Here is a 14,359-nt window from a genome sequence, read left to right as displayed (position 1 = left end):
ACAATGGCCGCGCTCGGGCGGTGCCTCAGTGGTGTTGATGTGCGCCGTCGCCCGCGCCGGTCGCGACCGGTGCCGTGAACAGCTGCGCGCTATCGACGGGGTCGAACTCGTAGCGCTGGCCGCAGAAATCGCAATGGATCTCGACGTGGCCGCGCTCCGCGATGATGCCTTCGATCTCCTCGCGGCCCAGCGATTGCAGCATGCCAGCGACTTTCTCGCGCGAGCACGAGCACTGGAAATGCGGCTGCATCGGCTCGAACACGCGCAGGCCCGTGGCCTCGATGTCTTCCCAGAACAGCTTGCGCAGCAGCGTCTCGGGCGTTTCCCCGAGCAGTTCTTCCTGCTTCAGCGTGGCGCCGAGCTGGCACGCGCGATCCCACGTGTCGAGGTCCTGCGCGCGGGCATCGTCGCTCAGCGGCTCGCCGGTCTCGCCGACCTGCGCGGGCGCGTTGCCGTAGGCTTCGAGCGTGCCGCCATACGACGGCAGCTTCTGCAGCAGCATGCCGGCCGCCACCTGGTCGTTGGCCGCGAGCCACAGGCGTGTGTCGAGCTGCTCGGACGCCTGCATATAGTGCTCGAGCACTTCGCTGACCGAGTTCAGCGGACCATGCGCGTCGGACAGCGGCACGATGCCCTGGTACGCCTGTTGGCCCGGCAGCTTGTCCTGCGGGTCGAGCGTGATCGCGAAGCGGCCTTGTCCCTTGACGTTGACCATCTGGCGCAGCGTGGCGTCGTCGGGGATCTCGGCGCCCTCGGCCAGCTTGGCCGTGGCGCGCATCGACAGGTCGGACAGGCATTCGACCACGAGCATGCGCACGGGGCCGTCGCCGTGGACCTGCATGACCAGCGCGCCGTTGAACTTGAGGTTGGCGGACAGCAGCGCCGCGGCCGCCATCATCTCGCCCAGTACGTGCCGGACCGCCAGCGGATAGGCGTGGCGGTTCAGCACTTCCTGCCAGGTGGCTTCCATGCGTACGAGTTCGCCACGCACGGGGGCGGCGTCGAACAGGAATTTCTGGAGAATGTCGGGGTTGGTGGAGGCGGTCACTAAGCGGTCCTTCTGGTTTGCTTCAATCAATTCAGTCGATGCGCTTCAGCGCGACCTTGTAGGTCGCCTGGCGCTTGGCATAGGTTTCTGCATTGCGGTACAGGTTGGCCACGTCCTCGTCCGTCAGCTGGCGCACGACCTTGGCGGGCGTGCCGATGATCAGCGAGCGATCCGGGAACACCTTGCCTTCGGTCACCAGCGCGCCGGCGCCGACGAGGCATTCCTTCCCGATCACGGCGCCGTTCAGCACCACGGCCTGGATGCCGATCAGCGAGCCGTCGCCGACCGTGCAGCCATGCAGCATGGCCTGATGGCCGACCGACACCTTGTTGCCGAGCGTCATCGGACGGCCCGGGTCGGTGTGCAATACCGCGCCTTCCTGCAGGTTCGTGTCCTCGCCCACCACGATCGGCTCGTTGTCGCCGCGAATCACCACGCCGGGCCATGCACTTGCACGCGCCTTGAGCGTCACGTTGCCGATGATCGTCGCTTCCTTCGCCACGTAGGCATCGTCGTCGATGATGGGGGTGAGGTCGCCGAGCTGGTAAAGCGCCATGGAGTCTCCTGCCTGAGGCATTCGTGATAAGTGGGGGTGGCCGCGCGGATTTCAAATTTCCGGCCGATGCGGGAACTGCCGGCTCGCATCGCCGCCGCCGTTAAAATGGCGGCCATACGAGATTTTACGCCGATGCCAGTGATCCCACCCGCCTTGCCGTCACATCCACCGCTGCCGCGTCCCGTGCGCGCGCAGGCGCTCGAGCTGCTATGCATGAACGATGCCCGGGCCAAGGCGGCGGCCACGCGGGCGCTGTACGCGGCGCTGGAGGGTAGCGGGGAGGGCGCGGCCGGTGCAGGTTCGATCGACACCGATGCATGCATCGTTGCAGATCCTGCCCGCGCGCTGCCGGGGCGGCCCGAGCGGCCCGAACTCGTGCCGCCGCAGCATGTGGAGCGGCGGCGGTCGATCCACACGACGGCCGGGCGCGCCAATCTGATCCATGCGCTGTGCCATATCGAATTCAACGCGATCAACCTCGCGCTCGACGCGGTATGGCGGTTTTCGGGAATGCCGGCGGCGTTCTATACCGACTGGATGCGCGTGGCGGACGAGGAGGCCTACCACTTCACACTGCTGGCGGACCATCTCGAGACGCTGGGCGCGCGGTACGGCGATTTCACGGCGCACAACTCGCTCTGGGAGATGTGCGACAAGACCGCCGGCGACGTGCTGGCGCGCATGGCGCTGGTGCCGCGCACGCTCGAGGCGCGCGGGCTCGATGCATCGCCGCCCGTGCGGGCCAAGCTGGCCGAGGCGGGGGATGACGCGGCCGCCGCGATCATCGACATCATCCTGCGCGACGAGGTCGGGCACGTGGCGATCGGCAATCGCTGGTACCGGTATCTGTGCGCGCGGCGCGGGCTCGATCCGGTGGCGACCTACCCATTGCTTTCGCGGCAATACGGCGCGCCGAAGCCGCGGGGACCGTTCAACGTCGAGGCGCGGCGCGCGGCCGGGTTCGATGACGATGAACTGGCCTGGCTCGAGGGGGCGGCCGGCTAGACCGCCATCTCTTATCGTTTGCCCGCGCGCTCTTCCTCCAGCAGCCGCAGCACGCGCCGCTGGATCTTGCCCGTGGTCGTCATCGGCAACTGGTCGATGAATTCGATTGCCTTCGGGTACTCGTACGGCGCGAGTTGGCCGCGCACGTGCTGCTGCAGTTCGACGATCAGCGCCGCGTCGCGTTCCGCCGAGCGCTGGACCGACGGCGTCAGCACGATGAACGCCTTGACGATCGCGCCCCGTTCGGGATCGGGCGACGGCACCACCGCGCAATTGGACACCGCCGGATGCTTGAGCAGGCAGTTCTCGATCTCGCTCGGCCCGATGCGATAGCCCGAGGACTTGAACACGTCGTCCGCGCGGCCCTGATACCAGAGGTAGCCATCGGCATCCATGCGCGCAAGGTCCCCCGTGCGGCACCAGCGCAGCCCGTCGCGTTCCACATACTTGTTCTGCGTGGCCGCCTCGTTCTTCCAGTAGCCGAGGAAGAACACCGGATCCGGATGGCCGTGAATATCGGTCGCGCAGACCGCCACCTCGCCGTCCTCGCCGGCGGCCACGGGCGCGCCATCCTCGTCGATGATCGCCACGCGGTGCCCCGGGTAGGGCCGACCCATCGACCCCGGCCGCGCGGGCCAGCCAAGGCGTCCCTCGTCGTGCTGCGCCGTGCAATTCCCGACGATGTAGTTCATCTCGGTCTGCCCGAACATCTCGTTGACCACGATGCCGAGCGCGTCGCGGCACCAGCTGAACACGGTCTCGCCGACGGCTTCGCCCGCGCTCATGATCGCGCGCAGGCGCAGGTCGTAACGCTTCGCCGGCTCGGGGCACGCCTTCATCATCTGCTTGAGCGCGGTCGGGAACAGGAACGTGTTGGTGACGCGATAGCGTTGCAGGATCTCGAACGCGCGCTCCGGCGTGAAGCGGCCCTGATAGCCGACGATCGGCTTGCCGAAATAGAGCGCGGGCATCAGCGCGTCCCACAGTCCGCCCGTCCATGCCCAGTCGGCCGGGCTCCAGAACACGTCGTGGTCCTGCGGATACCAGTTCTGCGAGCAAACGAAGCCGGTCAGGTTGCCGATGAGCGCGCGGTGCGGCAGCAGCGCGCCCTTGGGCGGTCCCGTGGTGCCGCTCGTGTAGATGAGCACCGCGGCCTCGTCCGCTTTCGTGACCTCGGCCGTGAACGTCGGCAACTGTGCCGCGAGCAGCGTGTCCCAGTCCCGATCGCCGCGGCCTTGCGCATCGCCGACGGCGATCACGGTCGCGAGCGTCGGGCACTCGTGGCGCGCGGCGAGCAGATTGTCGATCGAGGTCTCGTCGACGATGGCCACGCGTGTCTCGCTGTGATCGATGCGATACGAGAGCGCCTCCGGGCCGAACAGCATCGAGAGCGGCATGGCCACCGCGCCAAGCTGATAGACGGCCATGCCCGCGATGACGGTCTCGATGCGCTGGGGCATGACGATGGCGACGCGATCCCCGCGCCGCACGCCGAGGTTGCGCAGCGCGCGCGACAGGCGGTTGGCCTCGGCCTGGATATAGGCGTAGGTGTGCGCGCCGCGCCGGCCGTCCTCGTGCTCGGTATAGACCGCCACGCGCAGCATCGTGTTGCGGTCGCGCGCCCAGCGGCCGCAACATACCTCGGCAAGGTTGAATTCATCGGGCACGTTCCAGCGGAATGTGTCGTGCAGCGCGCGATAGTCGTCGCGGCGGTCCGCGGGCAGGGCGGTCATGCGGGTGTCTCCGGTTGTCGTTCGCGTCCGTTTTACCGCATAATCGCCGGGTAAAACGAACGATCGTTCTATTCTTGTCCCGACGCCCCGCGCCGGGCCGCGGTACGAGGAGCACCATGACCATCACGGAAACATCGCGTTCGGAATTTATCACGCTGCGCGGTCTGCGCACTCATGTCCGGCACTGGGGGCAGGACGGCGCCCGCAAGCTGTTCATGCTCCATGGCTGGATGGACGTCGCCGCGTCGTTCCAGTTTCTCGTCGATGCGCTCGCGCACGACTGGCACGTCATCGCGATGGACTGGCGCGGTTTTGGCGAAACCGACTGGCCGAGCCGCTTTCCGGGCACCGAGTCGTACTGGTTCGGCGACTACGTGGCCGATCTCGAGGCCCTGGTCGACCACTATCAGCCCGAGGGACAGGTTGATCTGCTGGGCCATAGCATGGGCGCGAATCTCGTCTGCATCTACGCGGGCGTGCGGCCGCAGCGCGTGCGCCGCGTGGTGGATCTGGAAGGCTTCGGCATGACGCGCACGCATCCCGCGCAGGCCCCGGGCCGGCTGGCCAAATGGCTCGACGAACTTCGCGAGCGGCCGCAGTTGCGTACCTATGCGAGCGAGCGCGAGGTGGCCGAACGTCTGCAGAAAACCAACCCGCGCCTGCGCGACGATCGCGCGGCGTTCCTCGCGGCGCACTGGTCGCGCCGGAATGCCGACGGGCAATGGGCGTTACTGGCCGATCCCGCGCACAAGATGGTGAATCCGCAGCTGTACCGGATCGACGAAATCATGGCGATCTGGGAGCAGGTCACGGCGCCGGTCCTGCATGTGGAGGGGCGCGATTCCCCCACGCTGGCGCGGCTCGCGCACAAGGAGCCGATTCCCGAATTCCGCGAGCGCTTCCGCGCGTTCCGCGACTTCCGCGAGGCCACGGTCGATGACGCGGGCCATATGATCCATCACGATCAGCCGGAAGCCGTGGCGCGCCTCACCGAGGCCTTCCTGCTGGGTTAGCGAGGCATGCTCACGCGGTCGTGAGCTTCGCCTTCAGCGCGGGGTTGTTGCTCGTGTGCATGTGGACCAGCGCCTTGTCCGGGAACGCGTAGTGATAGGCCTTGCGCAGCGCGAGCGCGGCTTCATGGAAGCCGGACAGGATGAGCTTCTGCTTGTGCGTGTAGTAGGCGATGTCGCCGGCCGCGAACACGCCGCGCCGCGAGCTTTCGTACGTCGTGGTGTCGACGAGCACGCGGCCCGCGTGCATGTCCATGTCCCATTGCGCGATCGGACCGGGCTCCGACACCAGGCCGTATAGCGCGATGACGTCGTCGGCGGGGATGTCGCGGTCGCCGTCGCGCGTCTTGACGACCACCGAGGTCAGCGCGCCGTCGGTGGTGGACAGCCCGCCGAGCATGCCCATCACGAAATCCATCTCGCCGGCCTCGACGGCCGCGCGCATCGACGCCACCGTGTGATCGGCCGCGCGGAAGCCCTCGCGGCGATGCAGCAGCGTGACGCGCGCCGCGACGTTGCGCAGGGCGAGCGCCCAGTCCAGCGCGGAATCGCCGCCGCCCGCGACGATCACGCGCTTGCCCGCGAAGCGCGACAGTTCGCGCACCGCGTAGTGGATATGCCTGCCTTCCAGCGCGGCCGCTTCGGGCACCGACACGCGTTGCGGCGCGAACGCGCCCGCGCCCGCGCACACCAGCACGGCCGCCGCGTCGAAGCGCTTGCCGGCATCGGTCGTGACGAGCAGGCGTGGATGGCCGTCTTCACCTGTGATCTCGGTCACGCTGTCGGCGCGCTGGCCAAAGTGCATCGGCGGCGCGAACGGCGCGCATTGCTCGAGCAGGCGATCGACGAGTTCCTGCGCATTGCAGCCCGGAATCGCCGGGATGTCGTAGATGGGCTTTTCGGGATAGAGCTCCGTGCACTGGCCGCCCGCGCGGTCTAGCACATCGACGATCTCGCAGGTGAGGCCCAGCACGCCGGCCTGGAACGCGGCGAACAGGCCGACGGGGCCGGCGCCCACGATCAGCACGTCGGTACGAACGGTTTCAGGAGCGGGGGAGGTGGACATGGTGGATGGCGGAAAGGGCAGAAAGAGAATGGCGGGAAACTGCGCAAAGCGCCCGCGGGGCGGCGCCCATGGCGGGCTTCGTGCCGCCGCGATGCCGTCACTATACCGTGCGGCGCACCCCCGGCCGCCCGTGCCAGCAATGGCGGCAGGGCTATCCGCGTCAGGCCGGGGATCGGTCGCGCGGAAAGTGCACCGTCAGGAGTAGAATGACGGCATGCAAAACGCCCACGCGATCAACGCCGACCTGCACTGCCATTCCACCGTTTCCGACGGTACGCTCGCCCCCGCCGCGGTGGCGGCGCGTGCCAGTGCCGGTGGCGTGGCATTCTGGGCGCTGACCGATCACGATGAACTGGGCGGCCAGGCCGAAGCGCGCGCCGCGGCGGAAGCGCATGGCATGCGCTATGTGCCCGGCGTGGAGATCTCGGTGACCTGGGCGGGCCAGACCGTCCATATCGTGGGCCTGCAGATCGACGCGACCCATCCGGACCTCATCGATGGCCTGGCGCGCACGCGCGACGGCCGCGCGCGCCGTGCCGCCGACATCAGCGACGCGCTCGCGCGCATCGGCATCGAGGGCGCCTATGCGGGCGCGCTGCGCCACGTGGGCAATCCCGACCTGATCTCCCGCACGCACTTCGCGCGCTGGCTCGTCGATGAAGGCTATTGCGAGTCCATCAGCGAAGTCTTCGACAAGTACCTGTCCGAAGGGCGTCCCGGCTATGTCGGCCATCGCTGGGCCACGCTGTCCGACGCGGTGGGCTGGATCCTCAAGGCCGGCGGCATTGCCGTGATGGCGCACCCGGGCCGGTATCACTACACGGACCTCCAGCACGACGCACTGTTCGACGAATTCACGCAACTCGGCGGCCGCGCCGTCGAGGTGGTAACCGGCAGCCATACGCCGGATCAGTTCCAGCGCTACGCCGACGTGGCGCGCCATTACGGCCTGCTGGCATCGCGCGGCTCGGACTTCCACGGCCCGGGCGAAGGGCGCGTGGAAATCGGCACGCTGCCGCCGCTGCCTTCCACGGTCACGCCGATCTGGCACAACTGGTGACCGGTCGATGTCTCAGTACTTCGATATCCATCCGCAGAATCCGCAGTCGCGGCTCGTCAAGCAGGCGGTGCAGATCGTCCGGCAGGGCGGGCTTATCGCGCTGCCCACGGACTCCAGCTACGCGCTGGCCTGCCAGCTCGACGACAAGGCCGCGGTGGAGCGGCTCCGCCGGCTGCGCGGCATCGACGACAAGCATCACCTCACGCTGATGTGCAGCGACCTGTCCGAGCTCGGCAACTTCGCGCGCGTGGACAACCGGCAGTACCGCTGGCTCAAGGGCGCCACCCCGGGGCCCTACGTGTTCATTCTCGAGGCGACCAAGGAAGTGCCGCGCCGGCTCTCGCACCCGGCGCGCAAGACGATCGGCGTGCGCGTGCCCGACCATCCGATTCCGCTGGCGCTGCTGGCGGACCTGGGGCAGCCGCTGATCTCCGCGACACTCCAGATGCCCGGCGACGACGTGCCGATGAACGACCCGGCCGAAATCCGTGCGCGGCTGGAAAAACAGCTCGACCTCGTCATCTGCGGCGGGCCCGCGCCCGCGCAGCCGACCACCGTGATCGACCTGACCAGCGGCGAGCCGGAGCTGGTGCGCGCGGGTCGCGGCGATCTCGCTTATTTCGGGCTGACGGCGTCGGTCTGACGGCGCACGGTCCGGACGCGCGGGCGTCGGCGCGCTGGGTACAATAGCCGTCATGGATTCCTCTCTCATCCAGACCTTCGCGGTCTACGCGCTACCCGTCCTCTTCGCCATCACGCTGCACGAGGCCGCGCATGGCTACGTGTCGAAGCATTTCGGCGACAACACCGCCTATGTGCTCGGCCGCGTGAGCCTGAACCCCGTGCGGCATATCGATCCGATCGGCACCATCGCGGTCCCGCTGCTCCTGTATTTCCTGACCAAGGGCCAGTTCGTGTTCGGCTACGCCAAGCCCGTGCCGGTGGTGTTCAGCCGCCTGCGCAATCCGCGCTGGCACGGCATGTGGGTGGCGCTGGCGGGGCCAGGCAGCAACCTCATCCAGGCCTTTGCGTGGGCGCTCGTCACGATCGGGCTGGTCTGGGCGCGCGTGCAGGAGCCGTTCTTCGCGGACATGGCGCGCGCGGGCGTGCTGGTCAATCTGGTCATGGCGGCGTTCAACCTGTTTCCGATTCCGCCGCTGGACGGCGGGCGCGTGCTGACGGCGCTGCTGCCGCAGCGCATCGCGATGGCGGTCGGGCGCATCGAGCCGTACGGCATTTTCGTCGTGATGGCGCTGGTCGCGGCCGGCGTGATCACGCAGATCTGGATGTGGCCGGTGATCAAGCTGCTGGCCTCGCTCGTCGAGCTGATGCTCCAGCCATTTACGCTGCTGTTGCAATGAGCGCGCCCTCGACGTGGGTCACGCGCTGGGCCCATCTGTTTCCGGCCGGCGGCCGCGTGCTCGATCTGGCCTGCGGCAGCGGCCGCCATGCGGCATGGCTGGCTGCGCGCGGCTTCGACGTGCTGGCCGTGGACCGCGACGCGGCCGCGGTGGACGCGCTACCGGCGACCGTCACCGGGCGTGTGGCGGACCTGGAGCAGGGCGCCTGGCCGCTCGGCGACGTGGCGCCGCTCGATGGCATCGTCGTCACCAACTACCTCCATCGGCCGCTCTGGCCGCACCTGCTGGCCGCCGTGGCGCCGGGCGGGGTGTTCGTCTACGAGACCTTCGCGGCGGGCAACGAGACGGTCGGCAAACCGTCCCGGCCCGATTTCCTGCTCCGCCCCGGTGAACTGCTGGAGGTGGTTCGCGGTCAATTGCGCGTGATCGGCTACGAGGACGGGGTGCTCGAGGCGCGCGGCGCCGGCGCCTCGCCCGCGTTCGTGCAGCGAATTTGTGCGGTGCGGGAGGTTCCGGTGGCTGGCGATGCACCTCCTCCGCGTCACGTCCTGCCCCCGGTCGCCTTTTAGACGTTTTCCCTCATCCCGGGGGTGGTCGGAACCGCGAACGGTTCCGGTACAATCCCGGTTATTCGTATCCCGGATTTCCCGAACTTATGACTCAGATTACCGGCAGCATCGTGGCCATCGTGACCCCGATGCACGAGGATGGCAGCCTGGACTACCCGGCCCTGCGCGCCCTGGTGGACTGGCACGTGGCCGAAGGCACCGACGGCATCGTGATCGTCGGCACGACCGGCGAGTCGCCGACCGTCAATGTCGACGAGCACTGCGAGCTGATCCGCGTCGCCGTCGAGCAGGCCAACAAACGCATCCCGATCATCGCCGGTACCGGTGGCAACTCCACGAAGGAAGCCATCGAACTGACGGCCTTCGCCAAGAAGGTGGGCGCCGACGCCTCGCTGCAGGTGGTGCCTTACTACAACAAGCCGACGCAGGAAGGTATCTACCGCCATTTCCGCACGATCGCGGAAGCGGTGGATCTGCCGGTGCTGCTGTACAACGTGCCCGGCCGCACGGTCGCGGACATGACCAACGAGACCATCCTGCGTGCCGCGCAGGTGCCCGGCATCGTCGGCGTGAAGGAAGCGACCGGCAATATCGACCGTGCCGCGCAGCTGATCAAGGACGCGCCCGCGCACTTCGCCGTGTACAGCGGTGACGATCCCACGGCGGTCGCGCTGATCCTGCTCGGTGGCAAGGGCAATATCTCGGTGACGGCCAACGTGGCGCCGCGCAAGATGCACGAGATGTGCGCGGCGGCGCTGAAGGGCGATGTCGTGACCGCGCGCCGTCTGCACATGGAACTGATCGACCTCAACAAGGCGATGTTCGTCGAGGCGAATCCGATTCCCGTGAAGTGGGCCCTGCAGCAGATGGGCCGCATGAAGAGTGGTATCCGCCTGCCGCTGACGCCGCTCTCCGAGAACCAGCACGAGTACGTGCGCCGCGCGCTGGCTGCCGCCGGCCTGCTCGGTTGAAGTATCCAAACCGTCCGGCCCTGGCCCGACCTGCCGATATCCCGTTGAATAGGATTGTGTGTCAATGAAACTGAAGCTTAACCGCCGTGGCGCGACGCAAGTCGGTCGCCGCGCCGCAGTGGTCGCGCCTGTGCTGGCCATGACCCTGATTGCCGGCTGCAGCAGCATCAACGAAGCGATGCAGCCGGACAAGATCGACTACAAGTCGCAAGGCAAGAAGACCGCGTCGCTCGACGTGCCGCCCGATCTGACCAAGCTCGACGGCGATCGCCGCTACACGGTGCCCGACGCGGCCGGTACGTCCACGCTGTCGACGTACAACCAGGCCAACAAGGTCGCCCGCGAACAGACCGGTACCGAGAACGTGCTGCCGAGCGCGAGCGGTATCCGCATGGAACGCGACGGCAACCAGCGCTGGCTCGTGATCAGCAACGGCATGCGCGCCGACCAGCTGTGGCAGTCGCTGCGCGGCTTCTGGCAGGAGAACGGTTTCCTGCTGGTGCAGGACTCGCCCGAGACCGGCATCATGGAAACGGACTGGGCCGAGAACCGCGCGAAGATCCCGCAGGATTTCATCCGCAACACGATCGGCAAGGTGTTCGACGGCCTGTACTCGACGTCGGAACGCGACAAGTTCCGTACGCGCGTCGAGCGTTCGCAGAACGGCCAGCTCGAAGTGTTCATCAGCCACCGTGGCGCGCAGGAGCAGCTGACCGGCGTGGAGAAGACCCAGACGGTGTGGACCCCGCGTCCGGCCGATCCGGATCTGGAAGCCGAATTCCTCTCGCGTCTCGCGCAGCGTCTGGGCGTGCAGAAGGAAAAGGCCGACCTGATGGCCAAGAACCCGACGCCGGTGGGCAACAGCGCCGCCGCGCAGGCCACCCCGGCCGTGTCGCCCGCGGCGACCGGCATTGGTGCCGTCGCGGCAACCGGTGCGGCCAGCGCCGATGGCGAAAAGTCGTTCCTGTCGCAGGTCAACGGCTCGCCCGCGCTGCAGATCCCCGAGCCGTTCGATCGCGCCTGGCGTTCGGTCGGCCTGTCGCTGGACCGCGTGAACTTCACGGTGGAAGATCGCGATCGCGCGCAGGGCCTGTACTACGTGCGCTACGTCGATCCGCGCTCCGAAGTGGATAGCCGTGGTTTCTTCTCGCGCATCTTCTCGAAGGCCAACGACGGCAAGACCGCGAAGAAGTATCGCGTCGCGCTGAAGGGCAACGGCACGGGCACCACGGTGACCGTGCAGAACGATGCGGGCCAGCCGGAGAACACCGAGATCGGCAAGCGCATCCTGTCCCTGCTGGACGAGCAGCTGCACTGATGGCGACTGTCGTGCGAGCGCATCGATAATGCGCTTTGCTTTTTTGGGTAGCGGCAGCGAGGGCAACTCGCTGCTGATCGAGTCGTTCGACGGCACGCGCACGACGCGCGTGCTGCTCGACTGCGGCTTCGGTATCCGCGAGACCGCCCGGCGGCTCGAACGCCTCGGCGTGACGCCCGATCAGCTCGATGGCCTGCTCGTGACGCACGAGCACGGCGACCACATCGGGTCTGCCTATTCCTTCGCCGCCAAGCATCGCTTGCCGGTCTACACGAGTCACGGTACCTGGATGGCCACGTCGCATCTGCGTGGCGCCGATGTGGCCGACGTGCGCGTGTGCTGCGCCGATCGCGGGTTCGACATCGAGGGGTTGCACGTGCAGCCCTACACGGTGCCGCACGATGCGCGCGAGCCGCTGCAGTTCGTGCTGACCGATGGCGACGCGCGGCTCGGTGTGCTGACCGACGCGGGCATGGAAACGCCATATGTGATCGCGAAGCTCGCGGGCGTGGATTCGCTCGTGCTCGAGTGCAATCACGACCGCGAGATGCTGCGCAACTCGGCGTATCCGTACTCGCTCAAGCGGCGCATCGGCGGAGATTTCGGCCATCTGGCCAACGAGATTGCCGCGAGTATCCTGCAGCAAGTGCAACATGGCGGACTGCGCCGCGTGGTTGCCGCGCATCTGAGCAAGCAGAACAATACCCCCGAGCTTGCCGCGGGTGCGCTTGCCGAGGTGTTGGGTGCCGCGCTTGAAGATATTCTGATTGCCGATCAGGAGCTGGGGCTCGGATGGCAGCCGGTGCGGGATTGAGAACCGCATCGCGCGCAAAATGAAAGCCGGTTGAAAGGTTAATCAAACGGCAGTATGCGGGGCGAATGCGAGTGTCGAATGCGAGCGTCGAGCGAGGCGAGGCAGGAAACAAAAAAGCCGGCTTAAAGCCGGCTTTTTTGTTCGGAACGAACCGATTACTGCTTGGCTGCGGGAGCCGAAGCGTCAGCGGCCGGAGCCGATGCGTCAGCAGCCGGGGCTTCAGCAGCGGGAGCCGAAGCGTCAGCAGCCGGAGCAGCGGCGGGAGCCGATGCGTCAGCGGCAGGAGCAGCAGCAGCCGGAGCTGCGGTGTCAGCGGCCGGAGCGGCAGCTTCTTCCTTCTTGCCGCAAGCGGCGAGAGCAACAGCGGCCAGCAGGGAAGCGATCAGGAGAGACTTCTTCATTGTTCGTCCTTTAACTTTTATAAAACCAAAACAGGCGATGAATAATTACCGGTAATTATCGCTCTTCAACTGCAAAATCTTCTTCCGCAGCTGCCAGAAGCAAAAGCTGAGGCTGTTCTCAAACTGCCTATCTGCAGATATGCAGCGGTACACAGTACCAGCCAGCGGGCGATTATATCCGCGTTTTCCCGGCTTGTGTACAGGCGAAATTATACGGTTCGCTTTGTTACGACTTATTACACCCGTGCTGGCAATAGTTGCAACCAGCCCTCCATCGTCCAGTCATGGAACGTGTCGAGAAGGTCGGGCAGCGGCGCGCACGCCGTCACCTCTTCAGGCGTCAGGCAACGCTTGTCGGCAAGCCGACGCAGCCATTTGGCCAACGCCGCGGGCGGCTCGTACGCTTCCCCGTTGAGGAAGAAATGTGTCTTGTCGTAGAGCGCTATCGAAGCAGGAGCAAGGACTACGCCATGTGACTGCGCGAGCCTGGCGTACTTGCGCGCGGTGAGTTCGGCGACCTCCGCGAACTCGACACCTGGCTTGGGTTCCGACAGATGCGTGCCGAGGAATTCGGACACCATGCCGGGGGTCCAGCGCATGGCCGCAAGACGCTCGGCCACGGCGCGCGTGAGATTGGCGGGCAGTTGCGCGGGATGCACGGTGGCGGCTTCACCCGCGTCCGTATAGCGGCCGGAGAGGTCCTCGTTGTCTTCCACGGTTTCCGACAGCCACGCCAGGAAGTGACCCGCGAGTTCGCGGAACGCGGGCGCGCGGAAGCCGATGGACGCGGTCATGCATTCGCCCTCGGCCACGCCGTCGTGCGCATATTGCGGCGGCAGATAGAGCATGTCGCCGGGCTCGAGCACGAACTCTTCTTCCGCGGTGAAGTCGGAAAGAATCTTGAGCGGCAGATTGGGCACGAGATCGAGCTTCGTCTGCGACGAGATACGCCAGCGGCGCCGGCCCGAGACTTGCAGCAGGAATACGTCGTACGAATCGAAGTGCGGACCGACGCCGCCGCCATCGGTGGCGTAACTGATCATCACGTCGTCGAGCCGCGCGTCGGGAATGAAGCGGAACTGGCTCATGAGTTCCGCGGCGGCCAGGCTGTGCAGATTCACGCCCTGAACCAGCAGCGACCATTGGCGCGTCTTGCGCGAAGGCAGGTTCTCTTCGGCGAACGGGCCGTGGTCGAGCTTCCAGCGGTTGCGAAAGTGCGACACCATGCGTGACTCGACGTCATCGCGATCGGCCAGCGAAAAAAGCGCTTCGCGCGACACCGGTGGCACGATTCCCGGCACAGCCTGTCGAATCAGTAGCGGTTTGCGGTGCCAGACGTCGCGCATGAATGCCGCGGGCGTCAAGCCGCCGAGAAGTGGGAGCGGCGCATCGGGATCAATGGGGCCCGCAGGCAAGGCCTGCGCGTATAATGCGGAATCGCTCATGG

Annotated in this window: 15 protein-coding genes; 9 read left to right on the top strand and 6 right to left on the bottom strand. The window is 66.8% G+C overall.

Features of this window, described 5'->3' with window-relative positions:
- Positions 1–25: 25 nt before the first annotated feature.
- Positions 26–1,048: an Hsp33 family molecular chaperone HslO gene (locus FOB72_RS09280; protein WP_150372244.1), complete on the bottom strand. Its 1,023-nt coding sequence runs from the start codon at positions 1,046–1,048 to the stop codon at positions 26–28.
- Between the two features lie 31 nt (positions 1,049–1,079).
- Positions 1,080–1,604: a gamma carbonic anhydrase family protein gene (locus tag FOB72_RS09275; protein WP_150372243.1), complete on the bottom strand. Its 525-nt coding sequence runs from the start codon at positions 1,602–1,604 to the stop codon at positions 1,080–1,082.
- Between the two features lie 132 nt (positions 1,605–1,736).
- On the opposite strand from FOB72_RS09275, the gene FOB72_RS09270 reads away from it, so the two are divergent.
- Positions 1,737–2,609 carry a ferritin-like domain-containing protein gene (locus FOB72_RS09270; RefSeq protein ID WP_150372242.1) on the top strand — a complete coding sequence of 291 codons (873 nt, stop codon included), beginning with the start codon at positions 1,737–1,739 and terminating at the stop codon, positions 2,607–2,609.
- Positions 2,610–2,620: 11 nt separating this feature from the next.
- Here the strand turns inward: FOB72_RS09270 and FOB72_RS09265 are convergent, their stop codons facing one another.
- The gene (locus tag FOB72_RS09265) at positions 2,621–4,342 is read right to left on the bottom strand and encodes an acyl-CoA synthetase (protein ID WP_150372241.1); all 1,722 of its coding nucleotides are present in this window, start codon (positions 4,340–4,342) and stop codon (positions 2,621–2,623) included.
- 116 nt (positions 4,343–4,458) lie between these two features.
- Here FOB72_RS09265 and FOB72_RS09260 point away from each other — a divergent pair, with 116 nt between their 5' ends.
- Positions 4,459–5,355: an alpha/beta fold hydrolase gene (locus FOB72_RS09260; RefSeq protein WP_150372240.1), complete on the top strand. Its 897-nt coding sequence runs from the start codon at positions 4,459–4,461 to the stop codon at positions 5,353–5,355.
- Positions 5,356–5,365: 10 nt separating this feature from the next.
- Here FOB72_RS09260 and FOB72_RS09255 read toward each other — a convergent pair whose 3' ends face one another.
- Positions 5,366–6,418, bottom strand: coding sequence for an NAD(P)/FAD-dependent oxidoreductase (locus tag FOB72_RS09255; RefSeq protein WP_150372239.1), 1,053 nt, complete (start codon positions 6,416–6,418; stop codon positions 5,366–5,368).
- Between the two features lie 214 nt (positions 6,419–6,632).
- Here FOB72_RS09255 and FOB72_RS09250 point away from each other — a divergent pair, with 214 nt between their 5' ends.
- The 7 genes from FOB72_RS09250 (at position 6,633) to FOB72_RS09220 (ending at position 12,511) form a co-directional block, all read left to right on the top strand.
- Entirely contained in the window at positions 6,633–7,478 is an 846-nt protein-coding gene (locus FOB72_RS09250) for a 3',5'-nucleoside bisphosphate phosphatase (RefSeq protein ID WP_150372238.1), read from the top strand.
- A 7-nt stretch (positions 7,479–7,485) separates the two neighbouring features.
- Positions 7,486–8,121, top strand: a complete 636-nt coding sequence (locus FOB72_RS09245) for an L-threonylcarbamoyladenylate synthase (protein ID WP_150372237.1) — start codon at positions 7,486–7,488, stop codon at positions 8,119–8,121.
- 52 nt (positions 8,122–8,173) lie between these two features.
- Positions 8,174–8,839: a site-2 protease family protein gene (locus tag FOB72_RS09240; protein ID WP_150372236.1), complete on the top strand. Its 666-nt coding sequence runs from the start codon at positions 8,174–8,176 to the stop codon at positions 8,837–8,839.
- Positions 8,836–9,408 carry a class I SAM-dependent methyltransferase gene (locus FOB72_RS09235; protein ID WP_150372235.1) on the top strand — a complete coding sequence of 191 codons (573 nt, stop codon included), beginning with the start codon at positions 8,836–8,838 and terminating at the stop codon, positions 9,406–9,408. The genes FOB72_RS09240 and FOB72_RS09235 overlap by 4 nt, the downstream gene beginning before the upstream one ends.
- A gap of 86 nt (positions 9,409–9,494) precedes the next feature.
- Positions 9,495–10,379: a 4-hydroxy-tetrahydrodipicolinate synthase gene (gene dapA / locus FOB72_RS09230; protein ID WP_150372234.1), complete on the top strand. Its 885-nt coding sequence runs from the start codon at positions 9,495–9,497 to the stop codon at positions 10,377–10,379.
- A 64-nt stretch (positions 10,380–10,443) separates the two neighbouring features.
- A complete protein-coding gene (gene bamC, locus FOB72_RS09225; protein WP_150372233.1) occupies positions 10,444–11,697 on the top strand; it encodes an outer membrane protein assembly factor BamC in 1,254 nt (417 codons plus the stop codon).
- 25 nt (positions 11,698–11,722) lie between these two features.
- Positions 11,723–12,511, top strand: coding sequence for an MBL fold metallo-hydrolase (locus tag FOB72_RS09220; protein WP_150373836.1), 789 nt, complete (start codon positions 11,723–11,725; stop codon positions 12,509–12,511).
- A 155-nt stretch (positions 12,512–12,666) separates the two neighbouring features.
- Here the strand turns inward: FOB72_RS09220 and FOB72_RS32505 are convergent, their stop codons facing one another.
- Complete coding sequence (locus tag FOB72_RS32505; protein WP_150372232.1) at positions 12,667–12,912, bottom strand: hypothetical protein; 246 nt, start codon at positions 12,910–12,912, stop codon at positions 12,667–12,669.
- Between the two features lie 236 nt (positions 12,913–13,148).
- Complete coding sequence (locus tag FOB72_RS09210) at positions 13,149–14,357, bottom strand: cupin domain-containing protein (RefSeq protein WP_150372231.1); 1,209 nt, start codon at positions 14,355–14,357, stop codon at positions 13,149–13,151.
- Positions 14,358–14,359: the final 2 nt, after the last annotated feature.

It is taken from the genome of Cupriavidus pauculus, from assembly GCF_008693385.1.
GTDB lineage: Bacteria > Pseudomonadota > Gammaproteobacteria > Burkholderiales > Burkholderiaceae > Cupriavidus > Cupriavidus pauculus_D.
The sequence above is the reverse complement of the archived record's forward strand: the minus strand, read 5'-3'. Positions and strand labels throughout refer to the sequence as shown.

Bases quoted from the DNA above. Each gene is read 5' to 3' on its own strand.
- FOB72_RS09275 (WP_150372243.1), bottom strand. From the start codon at position 1,604: ATGGCGCTTTACCAGCTCGGCGACCTCACCCCCATCATCGACGACGAT.
- FOB72_RS09270 (WP_150372242.1), top strand. From the start codon at position 1,737: ATGCCAGTGATCCCACCCGCCTTGCCGTCACATCCACCGCTGCCGCGT.
- FOB72_RS09265 (WP_150372241.1), bottom strand. From the start codon at position 4,342: ATGACCGCCCTGCCCGCGGACCGCCGCGACGACTATCGCGCGCTGCAC.
- FOB72_RS09260 (WP_150372240.1), top strand. From the start codon at position 4,459: ATGACCATCACGGAAACATCGCGTTCGGAATTTATCACGCTGCGCGGT.
- FOB72_RS09255 (WP_150372239.1), bottom strand. From the start codon at position 6,418: ATGTCCACCTCCCCCGCTCCTGAAACCGTTCGTACCGACGTGCTGATC.
- FOB72_RS09250 (WP_150372238.1), top strand. From the start codon at position 6,633: ATGCAAAACGCCCACGCGATCAACGCCGACCTGCACTGCCATTCCACC.
- FOB72_RS09245 (WP_150372237.1), top strand. From the start codon at position 7,486: ATGTCTCAGTACTTCGATATCCATCCGCAGAATCCGCAGTCGCGGCTC.
- FOB72_RS09240 (WP_150372236.1), top strand. From the start codon at position 8,174: ATGGATTCCTCTCTCATCCAGACCTTCGCGGTCTACGCGCTACCCGTC.
- FOB72_RS09235 (WP_150372235.1), top strand. From the start codon at position 8,836: ATGAGCGCGCCCTCGACGTGGGTCACGCGCTGGGCCCATCTGTTTCCG.
- dapA (WP_150372234.1), top strand. From the start codon at position 9,495: ATGACTCAGATTACCGGCAGCATCGTGGCCATCGTGACCCCGATGCAC.
- bamC (WP_150372233.1), top strand. From the start codon at position 10,444: ATGAAACTGAAGCTTAACCGCCGTGGCGCGACGCAAGTCGGTCGCCGC.
- FOB72_RS32505 (WP_150372232.1), bottom strand. From the start codon at position 12,912: ATGAAGAAGTCTCTCCTGATCGCTTCCCTGCTGGCCGCTGTTGCTCTC.
- FOB72_RS09210 (WP_150372231.1), bottom strand. From the start codon at position 14,357: ATGAGCGATTCCGCATTATACGCGCAGGCCTTGCCTGCGGGCCCCATT.